The sequence below is a fragment of the Mycolicibacterium litorale genome (assembly GCF_010731695.1).
Lineage (GTDB): Bacteria > Actinomycetota > Actinomycetes > Mycobacteriales > Mycobacteriaceae > Mycobacterium > Mycobacterium litorale.
The window spans coordinates 1439877-1456788 of sequence record NZ_AP022586.1; the positions used below are offsets into that span (position 1 = coordinate 1439877).

Annotated in this window: 15 protein-coding genes, 1 tRNA gene and 1 pseudogene; 14 read left to right on the forward strand and 3 right to left on the reverse strand. The window is 69.4% G+C overall.

Annotated features, from left to right (window positions below):
- Positions 1-3: 3 nt before the first annotated feature.
- The 12 genes from G6N30_RS06675 to G6N30_RS06730 all read left to right on the forward strand — a co-directional run bounded on the left by G6N30_RS06675 (position 4) and on the right by G6N30_RS06730 (position 12825).
- Positions 4-1017, forward strand: coding sequence for a 3-oxoacyl-ACP synthase III family protein (locus tag G6N30_RS06675; RefSeq protein WP_134060991.1), 1014 nt, complete (start codon positions 4-6; stop codon positions 1015-1017).
- Complete coding sequence (locus tag G6N30_RS06680) at positions 1014-2078, forward strand: pyridoxal phosphate-dependent aminotransferase (RefSeq protein WP_134060990.1); 1065 nt, start codon at positions 1014-1016, stop codon at positions 2076-2078. The genes G6N30_RS06675 and G6N30_RS06680 overlap by 4 nt, the downstream gene beginning before the upstream one ends.
- Positions 2078-3226: a flavin-containing monooxygenase gene (locus G6N30_RS06685; protein WP_134060989.1), complete on the forward strand. Its 1149-nt coding sequence runs from the start codon at positions 2078-2080 to the stop codon at positions 3224-3226. The genes G6N30_RS06680 and G6N30_RS06685 overlap by 1 nt, the downstream gene beginning before the upstream one ends.
- Before the next feature lie 3 nt (positions 3227-3229).
- Positions 3230-5524 carry an MMPL family transporter gene (locus G6N30_RS06690; protein ID WP_134060988.1) on the forward strand — a complete coding sequence of 765 codons (2295 nt, stop codon included), beginning with the start codon at positions 3230-3232 and terminating at the stop codon, positions 5522-5524.
- Between the two features lie 100 nt (positions 5525-5624).
- Positions 5625-6497: a ParA family protein gene (locus G6N30_RS06695; protein ID WP_134060987.1), complete on the forward strand. Its 873-nt coding sequence runs from the start codon at positions 5625-5627 to the stop codon at positions 6495-6497.
- Positions 6494-7321, forward strand: coding sequence for a segregation/condensation protein A (locus G6N30_RS06700; protein ID WP_134060986.1), 828 nt, complete (start codon positions 6494-6496; stop codon positions 7319-7321). Before G6N30_RS06695 ends, G6N30_RS06700 begins: the two co-directional genes overlap by 4 nt.
- Positions 7318-8013, forward strand: coding sequence for an SMC-Scp complex subunit ScpB (scpB, locus tag G6N30_RS06705; RefSeq protein WP_134060985.1), 696 nt, complete (start codon positions 7318-7320; stop codon positions 8011-8013). The genes G6N30_RS06700 and scpB overlap by 4 nt, the downstream gene beginning before the upstream one ends.
- The gene (locus G6N30_RS06710; protein ID WP_134060984.1) at positions 8010-8753 is read left to right on the forward strand and encodes a pseudouridine synthase; all 744 of its coding nucleotides are present in this window, start codon (positions 8010-8012) and stop codon (positions 8751-8753) included. The genes scpB and G6N30_RS06710 overlap by 4 nt, the downstream gene beginning before the upstream one ends.
- An 8-nt stretch (positions 8754-8761) precedes the next feature.
- Positions 8762-9436: a (d)CMP kinase gene (gene cmk, locus G6N30_RS06715; protein ID WP_276027554.1), complete on the forward strand. Its 675-nt coding sequence runs from the start codon at positions 8762-8764 to the stop codon at positions 9434-9436.
- A complete protein-coding gene (gene der / locus G6N30_RS06720; RefSeq protein WP_134060982.1) occupies positions 9433-10860 on the forward strand; it encodes a ribosome biogenesis GTPase Der in 1428 nt (475 codons plus the stop codon). The genes cmk and der overlap by 4 nt, the downstream gene beginning before the upstream one ends.
- 209 nt (positions 10861-11069) lie before the next feature.
- Entirely contained in the window at positions 11070-12008 is a 939-nt protein-coding gene (locus G6N30_RS06725) for a sulfite exporter TauE/SafE family protein (protein ID WP_134060981.1), read from the forward strand.
- Between the two features lie 49 nt (positions 12009-12057).
- Positions 12058-12825, forward strand: coding sequence for a sulfite exporter TauE/SafE family protein (locus G6N30_RS06730; RefSeq protein ID WP_179965608.1), 768 nt, complete (start codon positions 12058-12060; stop codon positions 12823-12825).
- Here G6N30_RS06730 and G6N30_RS06735 read toward each other — a convergent pair.
- Positions 12822-14312 (reverse strand): annotated as a pseudogene (locus G6N30_RS06735) (cryptochrome/photolyase family protein). The gene G6N30_RS06730 and the pseudogene G6N30_RS06735 sit on opposite strands and share 4 nt — an antisense overlap.
- Before the next feature lie 216 nt (positions 14313-14528).
- On the opposite strand from G6N30_RS06735, the gene G6N30_RS06740 reads away from it, so the two are divergent.
- Positions 14529-14602: transfer RNA gene (locus G6N30_RS06740), tRNA-Pro, on the forward strand.
- 93 nt (positions 14603-14695) lie between these two features.
- Here G6N30_RS06740 and G6N30_RS06745 read toward each other — a convergent pair.
- Together G6N30_RS06745 and G6N30_RS06750 are read right to left on the reverse strand one after the other, a co-directional pair.
- Positions 14696-15868, reverse strand: a complete 1173-nt coding sequence (locus G6N30_RS06745) for a tyrosine-type recombinase/integrase (RefSeq protein ID WP_134060979.1) — start codon at positions 15866-15868, stop codon at positions 14696-14698.
- 2 nt (positions 15869-15870) lie between these two features.
- On the reverse strand, positions 15871-16500 hold the full coding sequence (locus tag G6N30_RS06750) for a hypothetical protein (protein ID WP_163687441.1): 630 nt from the start codon (positions 16498-16500) through the stop codon (positions 15871-15873).
- A 179-nt stretch (positions 16501-16679) separates the two neighbouring features.
- On the opposite strand from G6N30_RS06750, the gene G6N30_RS06755 reads away from it, so the two are divergent.
- Positions 16680-16880, forward strand: coding sequence for a helix-turn-helix domain-containing protein (locus G6N30_RS06755; RefSeq protein WP_197906164.1), 201 nt, complete (start codon positions 16680-16682; stop codon positions 16878-16880).
- Positions 16881-16912 lie beyond the last annotated feature (32 nt).

The window sequence follows — 16912 nt, forward strand, 5'->3', positions numbered from 1 at the left end:
AAGATGACTGTCAGCCTCGTCGATGTCTCGACCTATCTGCCCGGCGAACCCATCGGCGCCGAGTATTACGCGAACTTCGCCGGCGCGGACGAACTCCGCGAGCATCTGATGTTCCGGGCGCCGAGATTCCGCCACCACGTGGCCGAGGACGAAACGGCCGTGGACATGGTCGAACGGGCGGCGGCGGGAATCGTGGAGCGGCACGGCCACGACACGATCGCCGACGTCGACATCCTCATCACCCACACGCAGATGCCCGACATGCCGTTCTACGGCGGTGGCGGCGGGATGGCGCACCGCCTCGGGATGAAACCCCGCACGGTGATCGACCTGCACAACGGTGGGTGTGCGGCGTTCATCCTGGGCCTGCAGCTGGCCCGCACCCTCATCCTCGCCGGCGAGGGGCGCACAGCGCTGATCGCGTTGGCGCAGAACGCCGCCGGCCAGATCTTCGACCAGCCCCTCACCCGGCAGAAGGCGCAGTCGTGCGTCCCCGGTGACGGGGCCGCCGTCGGGCTGGTCGCCCTGTCCGACGAGTCACCCGTACTCGACGTGGAGTGCCGGACCTACGGCGAATACGCCGGCGATATGACGATCGCCGTCGAACCGTTCCGGAAGTGGTGGCAGCCCGGCCCGGGGGAGGGCTGCATCGGTTTCACCGAAGCCAAGATCACCAAGGTCCTCGCCCGCGGCAACCGGCAGGTGCCCGAGGTGGCGTTCGCGGTGTGTGACCGATTGGGCATCAAGTCCACCGAGCTCGACCTGCTGGTGACCAATCAGCCCAACCGGGTGTTCCTGCGCAACTGGCGCGATGCGCTGGAACTCCCGAAGGAACGTCACCGCGACACCTTCGACGAGTGCGGCAACCTGTTCGCCGTCGGGATCCCGATGAACCTCGACCGCGCGATCAGCGACGGCCAGCTCGGACACGGCGACACCGTGCTGATGGCCGCCTTCGCGCACGCCGGCGACTTCGCCGCGGCGGCGGCCGTGCGCTGGGGTGGGCGGACAGCATGACCATCGTCGCCGAATCCGGGCCCGTGTCGGCGCCGCCCAGACCCGCGGCGCGCGCACTGTGCCCACTGCCGACCGCGGTGGATCCGATGGCGTTGGCGCTCAACGAGAATCCGTTCCCGCCGCTACCGGCCGTGCGGACCGCGATGATCGAGTCGGTGCAGGCCGCCAACCGGTATCCGGAATTCCTGCCGGAGACGCTGCGCCACCTGATCGCCGATCACCTCGGCGTGCCCGACGAACAGATCGTGGTGGGGGCCGGCGCCACCGGGGTGCTGGTCCAGGTGATGCACGCCTTCACCTCGCCGGGGGACCGGGTCGTCCTGCCGGTTCCGACGTTCGAGGGCTACCCCATCGCGTCGGCGATGACGCGACTCGACGTCGTGAAGGTGCCACTGCTCGCCGACGGGCACCACGACCTGGATGCGATGGCGGAGGCGGCATCCGGTGCCCGGCTCGTCGTGGTCTGCCGGCCGCACAACCCGACCGGCACCGTGGAGAGCCTCGGGGCACTCGAGGGCTTCCTGTCCCGCCTGCCGTCGGACACCATCGTCATCCTCGACGAGGCGTACGTCGAGTTCGTCGCGCCGCAATGGCGGATCGACGCGCTCGCGCTCCTCGAGCGGTTCCCCAATGTGCTGGTCCTGCGCACCTTCTCGAAGGCCTACGGCCTCGCCGGGTTGCGGATCGGGTACGCGATCGGCTCGTGGCCGCTGACCGCCGAACTGTGGTCGATGCAGCTGCCGTTCGGGATCGCCAACATCGGGCTGGTGGCGGTCGACGCCTCGTACCGGGCGGAAAACCAGCTCCGGCAGCGCATCCGGATGATCACCGCGGAGCGGCGCAACCTGCGCACGCGGTTGCGGGCGATGGGCGTGGCGAGCATCGACGGGCACGCCAACTTCGTGTACCTACCGGGCGGGGACCGGCCGTGGCATGAGGTCTTCGACGGCGCCGACGGCGTGCGGGTGAAGCACTGCGCCGATGGCGGTGTGCGCATCACCGTGGGCGGCAGGTCATCCACCGGCGCCGTGCTGGCCGCGCTGCGCCGGGCGGAGCGGTGATGGAGGAACATCGGGTCGTCGTGATCGGGGCGGGGCCGTCCGGAGTGGCGGCCGCGCTGAGCCTGCGCGACCGGCGTCTGCGGCCGGTGCTGCTCGACCGGGCCGACCACGTCGGGTCGTCGTGGAAGGCGCGATACGACCGGCTCAAGCTCAACACCGGCCGCCGCACCTCCCACATGCCGGACCGCCCCTATCCGAAGGGAACGGGGGTGTTCCCCACCCGCGACCAAGTGGTCGAGCACCTCGACCGGCATGCCCACGAGGACGGTATCGACCTGCGGTTGAACACCACCGTCAACCGCATCGACACCCATCCTGACGGCTGGCTCCTCGACACGTCGTCGGGGGACCTGGTCGCCCGGCAGGTGGTGGTGGCGACCGGGTACGAGCACACCCCGCGGATGCCCGAATGGCCGGGCATGCACGACTTCTCCGGTGAGATCGGCCATTCCTCGCGGTACCGCAACCCTCGGCCGTACACCGGGAAGCGGGTCCTGGTCGTGGGTGCCGGATCCTCGGCGATGGAGATCGTGCACGACGTGGCCACCGGCGGCGCCGCGAGCGCCTGGCTCGCCGTGCGCACCGCACCGCACATCATGATCCGCGCACTACCCGGCGGCTTCCCGTCGGACTATCTCGCCTCGCCGCTGTACGACGCACCGACCTGGCTGGCCGACTCCGTGTCCCGCGTGGGGCAACGCTTCGACGTCGGCGACCTCACCGAATACGGCCTGCCCACACCGTCGGAAGGGGTGTTCGCCCGGGGTAAACGGCTCGGCCGCGCGCCCGTCATCGTCGACCGGGAGGTGGTGCATGCCATCAGGGCAAGGGTTTTCGAGGTGGTTCCGACCATCGACCGGTTCGACGGCGACACCGTGGTGCTGGTCGACGGCAGGCGGCTGCAACCGGACGCCGTGATCTGCGCGACCGGGTACACCCGCGGGCTCGATGCGATGGTCGGCCATCTCGGCGTCCTCGACGGGCGCGGTCTGCCCCGCGCGGGTGGCGTCACACCGGCCGCCCCGGGCCTGCGGTTCGTGGGGTTCCTGTCGCGGCCCGGCCTCATCTCCTACGTGGCCAAGCAGTCTCAGCACGTCGCCGGTCGCATCGCCGACGAGCTGGACCACGCGCGCACGCTGACTCCCTGACCCGTGTTACACACCGTCACCCGCCTGGCGATCGCCGCACCGCGGCGCGTGATCGCCGCCGCCTTCGTGGTCCTGGCGGCCTGCGCGGTGTTCGGGGTGCCGGTCACCGACAGCCTCTCCGGTGGCGGGTTCCGCGACCCGCAGTCCGATTCGGCGCGCGCGTCGGCGATCCTCGCGGACACGTTCGACCGCCCGGAGATGCAACTGCTGCTGACCGTCTCCGCGCCGGACGGGGCGATGTCCGGAGCGGGAGCCGCGGCCGGCGCCGCAATCGTCGCCGCGCTCGAGCGCTCACCGCACGTGGGGTACGTCCAGTCGCCATGGGGTGCGCCGGCGGGGGCGACCGACCTCGTCAGCACCGACGGCACCACCGCGCTCGTTGTCGCCGGTCTGGTCGGCGACGAGAGTGACGCGGCCACCCATGCGCAGGAATTGTCGGGCGCACTCACCCGCGACACCGGCGGCGTGATCGTCCGCGCCGGCGGCAGCGCCGCGGTGAACGCGCAGATCAACGAGCAGACCGAGAAGGATCTGCTGGCGATGGAGTCGCTCGCCGTCCCGTTGAGTTTCCTGGTCCTGGTCTGGGTGTTCGGCGGACTGTTCGCCGCGGTGCTCCCGATGGTGGTCGGCGCACTGGCCATCACCGGGTCGATGGCGGTGCTGCGCGGTGTCGCGATGGTGACCGACGTCTCGGTGTTCGCGCTCAACCTCGCCGTCGCGATGGGACTGGCCCTGGCGATCGACTACACCCTGCTGATCCTCAGCCGGTACCGCGACGAGGTCACCGAGAGCGGCCCGGGGGCCGACGCACTGCTGCGCACCATGGCCGCCGCGGGCCGGACGGTGGTGTTCTCCGCGGTGATCGTCGGGCTCTCGATGCTGCCGATGGCGCTGTTCCCGATGTACTTCCTGAAGTCGTTCGCGTACGCCGGGGTGGCCGTCGTCGCGTTCGCGTCGTGCGCGGCGCTGGTCGTCACTCCCGCGGTCATCACGCTGGCCGGCTCTCGCCTCGACGCACTCGACGTCCGGCGGTCGCTGCGACGGCTGCTGGGCAGACCCGAGCCGGAGCCCCGGCCCGTGGCAGCGTCGTTCTGGTACCGCAGCACCCGGGCGGTGACCCGTCGCGGTGCCGCGCTCAGCGTCGGCGTGGTGGCGGTCATGCTGCTGCTGGGCGCGCCGTTCGTCGACGCGCGGTGGGGCTTCCCCGACGACCGGGTGCTGCCCGCGGCGGCCGACGCTCACCAGGTCGGGGATCTGCTGCGGACCCGGTTCGCCGCCGATTCGGCGACGACGGTGACCGTGGTCCTCCCCGACATCTCCGGTCTGCCACCTACGGCACTGGGCGACTACGCCGCCGTGCTCTCGGAGGTACCCGCCGTGCCGTGGGTGTCGTCGCCCGTGGGCACCTACACCGCGGGTCGGCAGACGGGACCGCCCGTGGGGCCGACCGGCATCGCGCAGGGCAGCGCCTATCTCACCGTCGCCAGCACCGCCGCGTTGGATTCGGCGGCCTCCGAGGCTCAGCTCGACGCACTGCACGACGTGCCCGGGCCGGACGGACGCGACGTGCTGCTGACCGGAACCGCGCCGAGCAACCGCGACATCGTCACCGCGGTGGTGTCCCGAACGCCGTTGGTGCTCAGCATCATCGGGCTGACATCCCTCGTCCTGCTGTTCATGCTCACCGGAAGTGTGGTGCTGCCGGTCAAAGCGGTGGCGCTCAACGTGCTGTCGCTCACCGCGGCGTTCGGGGCGCTGGTGTGGATCTTCCAGCAGGGCCACCTCGGCGCTCTGGGGACGACCAGCACCGGCACCATCGGCGTCACCATGCCGGTGCTGCTGTTCTGCATCGCGTTCGGGCTGTCGATGGACTACGAGGTCTTCCTCATGGCGCGTATCCGGGAGTACTGGGTGGCCCCACCCGCTGCCCCGGCGGGAACCCGCGCGGCCAACGACGACGCCGTGGCCCTGGGCCTGGCCCACACCGGCAGGGTGATCACCGCCGCCGCGGTGATCATGTCGATCTCTTTCGCGGCGCTCATCGCGGCGGAGGTGTCGTTCATGAGGATGCTCGGGGTGGGCCTCACGGTAGCGGTGCTGATGGACGCGACGCTGGTCCGCCTCGTCCTGGTGCCGGCGTTCATGCACGTCATGGGACCGGCGAACTGGTGGGCGCCCGCGCCGCTGCGGCGGCTGCACGCCCGCTTCGGCGTCACCGAGGCGCCCTCGCCGGGACGGCACGCCCCCTGCGCGGTCCCCGATCAGGCGTCCGGCGTCGAGACCGCGCAACCCGGGTGACGAGTCCTGCGCGGGTCTGCCCATGGCGACACCCCCGCGACGTTAAACTCAACCGGATGTTCGCCCTGCGTATGGAGTGCCCGGCCCGCGGCGGTCCGGCATGACCACTGAGCCCGCAGGAGCCGACGCGCCGGTGGCGACGGGCCTGACCGGACGGCCGCACCGCTCGATCCCCGAACCCGCACCCCGCAGCACGCACGGACCGGCCAAGGTCATCGCGATGTGCAACCAGAAGGGTGGCGTCGGCAAGACCACCTCGACGATCAACCTGGGCGCCAGCCTGGCCGAATACGGACGCCGGGTGCTGCTGGTCGACCTGGACCCGCAGGGCGCGCTGTCGGCGGGGCTGGGCGTACCGCACTACGAACTCGACCACACCGTGCACAACCTGCTGGTCGAACCGAGGGTGTCCATCGACGAGGTGCTGATCAAGACCCGCGTCAACGGCCTCGACCTGGTGCCCAGCAACATCGACCTGTCGGCCGCAGAGATCCAGCTGGTCAACGAGGTCGGCCGCGAGCAGACGCTGGGCCGGGCGCTGTACCCGGTGCTCGACCGCTACGACTACGTGCTCATCGACTGTCAGCCCTCGCTCGGGCTGCTCACCGTCAACGGCCTGGCCTGCAGCGACGGGGTGATCATCCCGACCGAATGCGAGTACTTCTCGCTGCGCGGACTAGCGCTGCTCACCGACACCGTCGACAAGGTCCGCGACCGGCTCAACCCGAAACTCGACATCAGCGGCATCCTGGTCACCCGCTACGACCCGCGCACCGTGAACGCGCGCGAGGTCATGGCCCGGGTGGTCGAGCGGTTCGGCGACCTGGTGTTCGACACCGTCATCACCCGCACGGTGCGCTTCCCGGAGACCAGCGTCGCCGGCGAGCCGATCACCTCGTGGGCGCCGAAGTCGGCCGGCGCGGAGGCTTACCGGGCGTTGGCACGGGAAGTCATCGACCGGTTCGGCGCGTGAGCACCGAGGACCACGACCAGCCAGACAAGAACGGGTTCCAGGTTCGGCTGAACAATTTCGAGGGGCCGTTCGACCTGCTGCTGCAGCTGATCTTCGCCCACCGCCTCGACGTGACCGAGGTCGCGCTGCACCAGGTCACCGACGACTTCATCGCCTACACCAAGGCCATCGGCCGGCAGCTCGAGCTCGACGAGACGACGGCGTTCCTGGTGATCGCCGCCACGCTGCTCGACCTCAAGGCCGCCCGCCTGCTGCCGGCCGGGGAGGTGCACGACGAAGAGGACCTCGCACTGCTGGAAGTGCGGGATCTGCTGTTCGCGCGGCTGCTGCAGTACCGGGCGTTCAAACACGTCGCGGTGATGTTCGCCGAACTCGAGGCCGCCGCGCTGCGCAGCTATCCGCGTGCGGTGTCGCTGGAGCCGCGCTACAGCGAACTGCTGCCCGAGGTCATGCTCGGGGTCGACGCGGAGGCGTTCGCCGAGATCGCGGCGTCGGCGTTCACCCCGCGGCCGGTACCGGTCGTGCGCACCGATCACCTGCACGTGCAGGCGGTTTCGGTGCCCGAACAGGCCAAGAGACTGCTGTCGCTGCTCGAACAGCGCGGCGTCGGCGAGTGGGCCACGTTCACCGATCTGGTCGCCGACTGCGAGGGCGGTATCGAGATCGTCGGCCGCTTCCTGGCGCTGCTCGAGCTGTACCGGGCGCGGGCGGTAGCATTCGACCAGGCAGAACCGCTTGGTGTGCTCCAGGTTTCGTGGACCGGGGACCGGCCGACCAACGAACAACTGGCAACCGTCGACGCGGGAGAACAACGAGAGCAATGACCGACGAGACCTCCGATGGCAACCTCGGCGTCGACGTCGCGACCGTCCCCGAGCTCGACGATTCCGAACTGCGCCATGTGCTCGAAGCGCTGCTCCTGGTCGTGGACACCCCGGCGACCGTCGACCAACTGGCGGCGGTGACCGACCAGCCCGGCTACCGGATCGTCACCACCCTGACCGAGATGGCCGCGGAGCTGGCGGCCCGCGACAGCGGCATCGACCTGCGCGAGGCGGGCGGCGGCTGGCGGATGTACACCCGGGCGCGTTACGCCCCCTACGTCGAGCGGCTGCTGCTCGACGGCGCCCGCTCCAAACTCACCCGTGCGGCGCTCGAGACGCTGGCCGTCGTCGCCTACCGCCAGCCCGTGACGCGTGCACGGGTCAGCGCGGTGCGCGGGGTCAACGTCGACGCGGTGATGCGCACGCTGCTGGCGCGCGGGCTGATCACCGAGGCCGGCACCGACCCCGACTCGGGCGCGGTGACGTTCGCCACCACCGAGCTGTTCCTCGAACGGCTCGGGTTGTCCTCGCTCGCCGAGCTGCCCGATATCGCACCGCTACTGCCCGACGTGGACGTGATCGACGACCTGAGCGAGTCCCTCGGCGACGAACCGAGATTCGCCAAACTGGGCGGCACGCCCGCACCCACCGGACAGCCGATGTCCTTCGACGTGGACAAGGATGACCGATGACAGAACCCGATGGTGTCCGACTGCAGAAAGTGTTGTCGCAGGCCGGAATCGCGTCGCGACGCGTGGCGGAGAGGATGATCCTCGACGGCCGCGTCGAGGTCGACGGCCACATCGTCACCGAACTCGGCACCCGCGTGGATCCCGTCGAATCCGACATCCGCGTCGACGGCACCCGCGTCCTGCTCGACGACACGCTGGTGCACCTGGCGATCAACAAGCCGCGCGGGATGCACTCGACGATGTCCGACGACCGGGGGCGGCCCTGCATCGGTGATCTCGTCGAGCACCGCGTACGTGGCAACAAGGGGCTGTTCCATGTCGGCCGCCTCGACGCGGACACCGAGGGGCTGATGCTGCTGACGAACGACGGCGAGCTGGCGCACCGGTTGATGCATCCGTCCTACGAGGTGCCGAAGACCTACGTCGCGACGGTGCTGGGCACCGTGCCGCGCGGTCTGGGCAAGAAGTTGCGCGCGGGGGTGGAGTTGGACGACGGCCCCGCCCGGGTCGACGATTTCGCGGTGGTCGACGCACTGCCCGGTCGGTCGATGGTCCGGGTGACGCTGCACGAGGGCCGCAAGCGTATCGTTCGTCGACTGTTGGCGTCGGTCGGATTCCCGGTGCAGGAGCTGGTGCGCACCGACATCGGAGCGGTGTCGCTCGGCGAGCAGCGCCCCGGCAGCATCCGGGCGTTGACGCGCAAGGAGATCGGTGAACTGTACAAGGCGGTGGGAATGTGACTGACGGGATGGTGATCGCCGTCGACGGTCCCGCCGGAACCGGAAAGTCATCGGTCTCAAGGGGTTTGGCGCGGGCCCTGGGTGCACGGTACCTCGACACCGGCGCCATGTACCGGATCGTGACGCTGGCGGTGCTGCGCTCCGGTATCGACCCCGCCGACACCGACGCGGTGGCCGCGGCCGTCGACGACGTCGACCTCGCGGTCGGCTACGACCCGGACGAGGACCGGTCTTACCTTGCCGGAGAAGACGTCTCGACCGAGATCCGCGGTGACGCCGTCACCTCGGCGGTGTCGGCCGTGTCGGCCGTGCCGGCGGTGCGGGCGCGGCTGGTGGAGCTGCAGCGCCGGCTGTCCGACGGGCCGGACAGCGTCGTCGTCGAGGGACGCGACATCGGTACGGTGGTGCTGCCCGACGCCGACGTGAAGATCTTCCTCACCGCCTCCGCGGAGGTGCGCGCCCACCGGCGCAACGACCAGAACGTCGCCAACGGCCTGGCCGACGACTACGCCACCGTGCTGGCCGACGTCCGGCGCCGCGACCATCTGGACTCCACCCGGGCGGTCTCGCCGCTGCGCGCCGCCGACGACGCGCTGGTGGTCGACACCAGCGAGATGACCGAAACCGACGTGGTCGCACACCTGCAGGACCTCGTGCACCAGCGGGCAGGAGCGCGACGATGACATCACCCGAGGACGGCACCTGGGTCGACGAACGGGACTGGGGCCAGTGGGCCGACGACGCCGAAGAAGACATCGCCGAGGCGATCGAGGAAGCCGCAGCGCCGCCGCCGGTGGTAGCCGTCGTCGGCAGGCCCAACGTCGGCAAGTCGACGCTGGTGAACCGGATCCTGGGCCGGCGCGAAGCGGTCGTGCAGGACATCCCCGGCGTGACCCGTGACCGGGTGTCCTACGACGCCACGTGGTCGGGACGGCGCTTCGTCGTCCAGGACACCGGCGGCTGGGAACCCGACGCGAAGGGCCTGCAGCAGCTGGTGGCCGATCAAGCCACCGTCGCGATGCGGACCGCGGACGCGATCATCCTGGTCGTCGACGCGGTCGTCGGCGCAACGGCCGCCGACGAGGCCGCCGCCCGCATGCTGCGCAAGTCGGGGAAACCGGTGTTCCTCGCCGCCAACAAGGTCGACACCGAGCGCGGCGAGGCCGATGCGGCCGCGCTGTGGTCGCTGGGCATCGGCGAACCGAACCCGGTGAGCGCCATCCACGGGCGCGGGGTCGCCGACCTGCTCGACCGGGTGCTCGAGAAGCTGCCCGAGGTGTCCGAGGTCGGCGGCGGTGGCGGCGGGCCGCGCCGCGTCGCACTGGTCGGAAAGCCCAATGTCGGGAAGAGTTCGCTGCTCAACCGGCTCGCCGGCGACGAGCGGTCGGTCGTGCACGACGTCGCGGGCACGACGGTCGACCCCGTCGACTCGCTGATCGAACTGGGCGGCAAGACGTGGCGGTTCGTCGACACCGCGGGTCTGCGCCGCAAGGTGGGTCAGGCCAGCGGCCACGAGTTCTACGCCTCGGTGCGCACCCACGGCGCCATCGACGCCGCGGAGGTCGTGTTGGTGCTGATCGACGCCTCCCAACCGCTCACCGAACAGGACCAGCGGGTGCTCTCGATGGTCATCGAGGCCGGCCGTGCGCTGGTGCTGGCGTTCAACAAGTGGGATCTGGTCGACGAGGACCGCCGCTACGTTCTGGACCGTGAGATCGACCGCGAACTGGCGCAGGTGCAGTGGGCGCCACGGGTCAACATCTCGGCGATGACCGGGCGGGCCGTGCAGAAACTCGTCCCCGCTTTGGAGACCTCACTGCAGTCGTGGGATGCGCGCATCCCGACGGGCCGGTTGAACACGTTCTTCAAGGAGATCGTGGCGGCCACCCCGCCGCCGGTGCGTGGCGGGAAACAGCCCCGCATCCTGTTCGCCACGCAGGCCACCTCCCGGCCTCCCACCTTCGTGCTGTTCACCAGCGGCTTCCTCGAAGCGGGCTACCGTCGGTTCCTCGAGCGGCGGCTGCGCGAGACGTTCGGTTTCGAAGGCAGCCCGATCCGGATCAACGTGCGGGTACGCGAGAAGCGCGGCTCGAAGTCGCGCCAGTAGAGTGAGCTGAACCGCAGACGGAAGGAGGGGACGACGGTGGCTGAACGCGCCTTTCGTGCCGCACCCTCCCATGCCTGCGCCCTGCAGCCCTTCTGGCCGTCGCGCCGGTTGATGGCTTTCGACGAGTGGTGTTGTCCGCGTCCCTGACACGCGCCCACTGCTAGTTCAGGCTGCCTTCCTCAGGCGCCGCCGAGTCGAAAGCCGGACCCATGCGTTCGCTCCTCATCATCGCCCTCGTCGGGGTCGGCGCCCAGCTCGTCGACGGTGCACTCGGCATGGCATTCGGTGTCACCGCGTCGACCCTGCTCGTCCTGTCCGGGGTGGCCGCCGCGCAGGCCAGCGCCGCGGTGCACCTGGCCGAGATGGGCACCACGCTGGCGTCGGGCATCTCGCACTGGCGGTTCAAGAACATCGACTGGGCGATCGTCGCCAAGCTCGGCGTCCCGGGCGCGGTCGGCGCATTCCTCGGCGCCACCGTGCTGTCGGCGCTGTCGACCGAGAACGCCGCGCCGCTGATGGCGGCGATCTTGCTGTGCATCGGTCTCTACGTGCTCCTGCGGTTCTCGTTGCGGACCCCACCGGTCATCGGCGGGAGCCGCACCCAGCACACGGCCAAATTCCTTGCCCCGCTCGGCCTGTTCGGGGGGTTCATCGACGCCTCCGGTGGCGGCGGATGGGGACCGGTCACCAGCAGCACCCTGCTCTCCAGTGGCAAGACGGCGCCGCGGACGGTGATCGGATCGGTCAGCGCGTCGGAGTTCCTGGTGGCGCTGTCCGCCTCGCTGGGCTTCCTGGTCGGGCTGCGCGACGAGTTCTTCGACAATCTCGGCGTGGTCCTCGCATTGGCGATCGGCGGGGTGATCGCCGCGCCCGTCGCAGCCTGGCTGGTCAGCCGGATCAGCCCCGCGATGCTCGGCACCGCGGTCGGCGGCGTCATCGTGCTCACCAACTCCCAGAAACTGGTGCACTACTTCGGCATCGGCTGGCCGTGGTCGACGTTCATCTACGCGGTGATCGTGGTGGCATGGGCGATCTTCCTGGCGCTGGCCTGGCGGATCATGCGCGCTCCGGCCTACGTCCCGCGTGAGCTGGAAGCCGAGGTCATCGTCGTCGAACGGCCGACCGAAACAGCGGACGAGGTGCGCTGAGGCCGGTCCGAGCGGTAGCCACTAGGGTTTCCGGGTGCCCGTCATCGATATGGTCCTCATCGCCCTGGCCGGTGTCGGGGCAGGCGCCATCAACGCGGTCGTGGGTTCCGGCACGCTGATCACCTTCCCGACCCTGGTCGCGCTCGGCTATCCGCCGGTCACGTCGACCATGTCGAACGCGATCGGCCTGGTCGCCGGGGGAGTGTCGGGCACCTGGGGGTACCGCCGAGAGTTGCGCGGTCAGTGGCACCGCCTCCGGTGGCAGATCCCCGGCTCGTTGCTCGGAGCGCTGGCCGGGGCGTGGCTGCTGCTGCACCTGCCGGAGAAGGTCTTCGTCGCAGTCGTGCCGGTGCTGCTGATCGCCGCACTGCTCCTGGTCGTCCTCGGACCGCGCATCCAGGCGTGGGCGCGCAGGCGGGCCGACGCACAGGGCCGCTCCGTCGACGTCATCTCGCGGGGCCGGATGCTGGCGCTGGTCGCAGGCACCTTCGCGGTCGGCGTCTACGGCGGCTATTTCACCGCCGCACAGGGCATCCTGCTGATCGCGGTGATGGGCGCGCTGCTGCCCGAGGACATGCAGCGGATGAACGCGGCGAAGAACCTGCTGTCGCTGATCGTCAACATCGTGGCGGCCGTCGCGTACACGGTGGTCGCCTTCGACCGGATCAGTTGGGCGGCGGCTGGTCTCATCGCGATCGGCTCACTGATCGGTGGTTTCCTCGGCGCGCACTACGGCCGTCGGCTCTCGCCGAACGCGTTGCGCGCGGTCATCGTCGTCGTCGGCCTGATCGGGTTGTGGCGACTGGTGACGGTCTAGAACGTCCGTCGAGACTTCTCCTGGGTGAGCACGTCCTCGAGGTCGCCCAGGCGCTCCATGTTCTGCACGACGCGGCGGGTGCGGTTGTTGCGGGCGAGCCGGCTCTGGTGGCGGTGCACGAAGGTCCAGTAACCGGCGGTGAACGGGCAGGCGTTCTCGCCGAGCCGCTTCTTGGGGTCGTACGCACAGTCACCGCAGTGGTCGCTCATCTTGTTGATGTACGCACCGCCGGCGGCGTAGGGCTTGGTGGCGAGCCGGCCGCCGTCGGCGTGCTGGCTCATGCCGACGACGTTGGTCGGCATCACCCAGCGGAAGCCGTCGACGTAGGCGGTGGCGAACCACTCGGTCAGCTCACGAGGGTTGTAGCCGCGCTGCAGGGCGTGGTTGCCGAGCACCATCAGCCGCTGGATGTGGTGGGTCCAGCCGCGGTCACGCACACCCATCAGGGCGTGGCGCAGGCATTCGGCGGTGACGGCGTCGGCGTCGAGGTCGGCCCACCAGTCGGGAAGCGGTGCGTGGGCGGACAGTTCGTTGTTGTCGACGTAGTCCTCGCCGAAATGCCAGTAGAGGTGCCACATGTATTCGCGCCAGCCGAGGATTTGCCGGATGAAGCCCTCGACGGCGGCCAGCGGCGCCTGCTGGGTGCGGTAGGCCTGTTCGGCGGCGTGTACGGCGTCGAGGGGGTGCAGCACGCCGAGGTTGAGCGGCACCGACAGCAGCGAGTGCGACATCGCCCAGTCCTGGCCCATCATGGCGTCCTCGTAGCGGCCGAACGTGGGTAGGCGGTGCTCGACGAAGCGTTTGAGGGCTTTTCGTGCTTCGGTCGGCGTCACGGCGAACAGGCGCGGGCCGTCGGCACCGACGGTGTCGAGGTCCATGCGGTCGAGGTCGCGGCGGACTTCGGCGTCGATGTCGTCCTCGTGCGGCTGGTAGGGCGCGGGCACGGCGAGGCCGGTCTGCTTCTTCGGCGGCGGTTCGCGGTTCTCCTCGTCGAAGTTTTACCGGTTGCCGACCGGTTCGTCGCCCTGCATCAGCACGTCGAAGCGGCGGCGCTGATCGCGGTAGAAGTCCTCCATGCGGAATCGGGTGCGGGCGCCGGCCCACAGCTCGAACTCGGCGCGGGGGAGGGCGAACGTCGGGGTGGGCAGGACGTCGGCGACCAGGCCCTGCTGTTCGAGGCGGTGAACGAACTTCTCGGCGGCGAAGGACGTCGGCTGGTGGACGAGCACCGGTCGGCCGAACCGCCTCAGTGCCTCGGTGTAGTTGTCGGACCGCAGGAGGGTGGCGCGGTCGCCGAGGTCGCGGTCGGCATGGCGCAGCGCCGACAGGACCAGGTGCAGCTTCTGGCGGTGGTAGCGGCGCTTGCGCAGCGCCGAGGTGGCCTCGATGAGCAGCACCTCGCGGTGAGCGTGTTCGCCGCCGTGGACGGCCGGCCCGAGTTGGTCGGCGAAGAGCCACAGCGGGGTGTCGTCGCGTACACCGGTCATTCATCGACGCTACGAGCCGGCGTGCGTCGGGGTGCGGCGTTGCGGCGGGTGGTCACGGAATGGTTCGAACTTCGGCTCGACGCACGCTCGAGTGTGCGACCTCATACGCCTTCCGCGGCGTGTCGCGTATGGAACCGCACGACCGGGAAGCGGTTGGGATCGCGGGCCACCGGTGCGGTAGGCTCACGTGCTGCCGCAGGAGCAATCCCGCGGCAACGGGCTGTGGCGCAGCTTGGTAGCGCACTTGACTGGGGGTCAAGTGGTCGCAGGTTCAAATCCTGTCAGCCCGACGCAGGTCAGAGGCGGTTTCGGAGAGATCCGGAGCCGCCTTTCCTCATACCGCGGTGGGGTATGTACAGCAACCGGTACAGCAACCCGGGCGCTCACAGTCCGAGCGCCTCGGTCAAACCGTCGACCGCCGCGCGCGCCGTGGTGTCACTCGTATGCCCGTAGACGTCGCCCGTGATGGCGATGGACGAGTGGCCGAGAAGGTCCGCGACGGCCTTGATGTGTACGCCGCGCTCGAGCCACGCCACTGCAGCCGAGTGCCGCAGGGTGTGCACCCCGACGTCTGTGACGCCGGCCGCCTTGGCGGCGACCTCGATGACGCGCAGGAGGTTGCGCGGGTCCACCGCCCCGCCGAGTTCGGTGGTGAACACCAGGCCCGAGTCCTGCCACTGGTTCGCCGCCCGCAGCCGCTCGGCGGCCTGGGCCGCCTTGTGCTTGCGAAGCATCGCCACCACGGCGGGGGAGAGCGGGACGGTTCGCCGTGACCGTGCCGTCTTCGGCTCAGTGATCACCAGCCGGTTGCCGACCCGGCCCAGAGTGGCTGTCACCTTCAGCGTCCCGGCGGCGAGGTCCACGCGGTCCCACGACAACGCCAGCGCCTCACCCTTGCGCAGGCCGGTCGACGCGATCAGTACCAGTGCGGAGTGGTACCGCGAGTCGGCCGCCGCCTGCAGCACCCGCGTCACGTCGGCAGCGTCCAGGTGTCGGGCTTCGCGCCGTTCGACGCCTGGCCGCTTCACCGACGCGGCAGGATTGCGCGCCAACAGTCCGTCGCGCACGGCGCCGTCGAGCGCCGAGCGCAGCACCGTGTACGTCTGCCGGATCGTCGAGTCCGACAGGGCTCGCCGCGGCGGCTCGCCCTTCGTCTTCGAACGCATCGACAGCACCAGCGCCTCGACGTCGGAGGGCTTGAGGCGGTCGAGACGGATGGCGCCGAACGGTGCCGCCTCCAGGTGTCGTCGGGAGAGGTTGCCGTAGAGGTCTCGGGTGGATTCTTTGCGGTCGGAGGCGGCGAGCGTGGTGACTCGCCAATACGCGAGCCAGTCGCCGACTGTGCGGGTCGCATCCTTCACCGGGCCGCCAGCCTCGAGCCGTTCCCGTGCCTGCTTCAGCTTGTCCCGCACGTCCTGGCGAGTTCGGCCGTACACCGTGTGGCGCTTCGTCTGGCCGGTTTCGTCGAGGTAGGAGATCGCGCCCTCGTAGCGGACCGGTTTTCCGTCGCGCACCCGTTTGTAGATCGAGCCCTCACCGTTAGCGTTCTTCGACATCGTCAGGCTCTCCGCTTACCGCGTTCAGTCTTGGGTAGCAATCCGTACTTATCGCTGCGGCACATCTGCACGTACCGAGCGGCGGTTCGCTCACCAAGGCCGAACTCTGCACTGATCGCCTTGATCGGCTTGCCGTCGACATTGGCCCGATAGATGCGCGCGACCTCTGCCAGAAGTTCGGGCGTGACGGTGCGGTGGCCCGCACGCTGCGCCGCGCGAACTGCTTTTCGGCCGTCCGCGAGACCGGCTCGAGGTAGTCGGCGGCCGTCCGGACCCTCGTGCCAGATGCACTCGGTCATGATGTCTTCCACCCACCCGGCAACATCGATAGCGTCGAGGTCAATTGAGCGCAGACCGCGCCCGCCTGGCCGGGCTGCGACCCGGATCTCGACGCACTGCGGAACGCCGTCGACAATCTCGATTTTGAGCCGGCGAAGTGGTGCATTGACATCGGCCGAGAAGTCCACGAACACGATGCGCGGAACGTAGATTTTCGGCGCGAGCGCAGTCAGGCTGCCAAATTCGTAGATGGCTTGCCCGAATGGCAGCCGCACCACAAACTGCGCATCGGACTTGAACTCGCCTTCGCTGGCATATCCGTCCAGTTGAGCCGTCACCTCGCTCAAGGTCATATCAACCATGCGATCGTCGTGAGTTCGATTCTGCTGAACACGTTCTCGCCGATTCGCCATTGTCACCCTCCCTGCCACCAAGTCCGGACCGGATTGTCATAGACAAGTATGACAATCAACGTGAGTATGTCAATAGCCGCTTGATTCTGGGCGGTGTCCGGCGAACAACAGGAGTAACGGTGACTGGAGAGACGGCAGACAGGCTGATCGTTCCCTATGAGGAGGCGCGCATCGCGCTCGGTGGCATCGGCCGCACGACCATGCACGAACTGGTCAACCGCAACGAGCTGGTTCGGGTGAAGATCGGCCGACGTGCCTTCATCACCGCCAAGAGCATCGAGGACTACGTCGATCGGCTCAGTACGGCGGAAATCGCATGATCAACAACAGAACGGGGCCCCTACACGACGAA

Bases quoted from the DNA above. Each gene is read 5' to 3' on its own strand.
- G6N30_RS06675 (WP_134060991.1), top strand. From the start codon at position 4: ATGACTGTCAGCCTCGTCGATGTCTCGACCTATCTGCCCGGCGAACCC.
- G6N30_RS06680 (WP_134060990.1), top strand. From the start codon at position 1,014: ATGACCATCGTCGCCGAATCCGGGCCCGTGTCGGCGCCGCCCAGACCC.
- G6N30_RS06685 (WP_134060989.1), top strand. From the start codon at position 2,078: ATGGAGGAACATCGGGTCGTCGTGATCGGGGCGGGGCCGTCCGGAGTG.
- G6N30_RS06695 (WP_134060987.1), top strand. From the start codon at position 5,625: ATGACCACTGAGCCCGCAGGAGCCGACGCGCCGGTGGCGACGGGCCTG.
- scpB (WP_134060985.1), top strand. From the start codon at position 7,318: ATGACCGACGAGACCTCCGATGGCAACCTCGGCGTCGACGTCGCGACC.
- G6N30_RS06710 (WP_134060984.1), top strand. From the start codon at position 8,010: ATGACAGAACCCGATGGTGTCCGACTGCAGAAAGTGTTGTCGCAGGCC.
- cmk (WP_276027554.1), top strand. From the start codon at position 8,762: ATGGTGATCGCCGTCGACGGTCCCGCCGGAACCGGAAAGTCATCGGTC.
- der (WP_134060982.1), top strand. From the start codon at position 9,433: ATGACATCACCCGAGGACGGCACCTGGGTCGACGAACGGGACTGGGGC.
- G6N30_RS06725 (WP_134060981.1), top strand. From the start codon at position 11,070: ATGCGTTCGCTCCTCATCATCGCCCTCGTCGGGGTCGGCGCCCAGCTC.
- G6N30_RS06730 (WP_179965608.1), top strand. From the start codon at position 12,058: ATGGTCCTCATCGCCCTGGCCGGTGTCGGGGCAGGCGCCATCAACGCG.
- G6N30_RS06745 (WP_134060979.1), bottom strand. From the start codon at position 15,868: ATGTCGAAGAACGCTAACGGTGAGGGCTCGATCTACAAACGGGTGCGC.
- G6N30_RS06750 (WP_163687441.1), bottom strand. From the start codon at position 16,500: ATGACCTTGAGCGAGGTGACGGCTCAACTGGACGGATATGCCAGCGAA.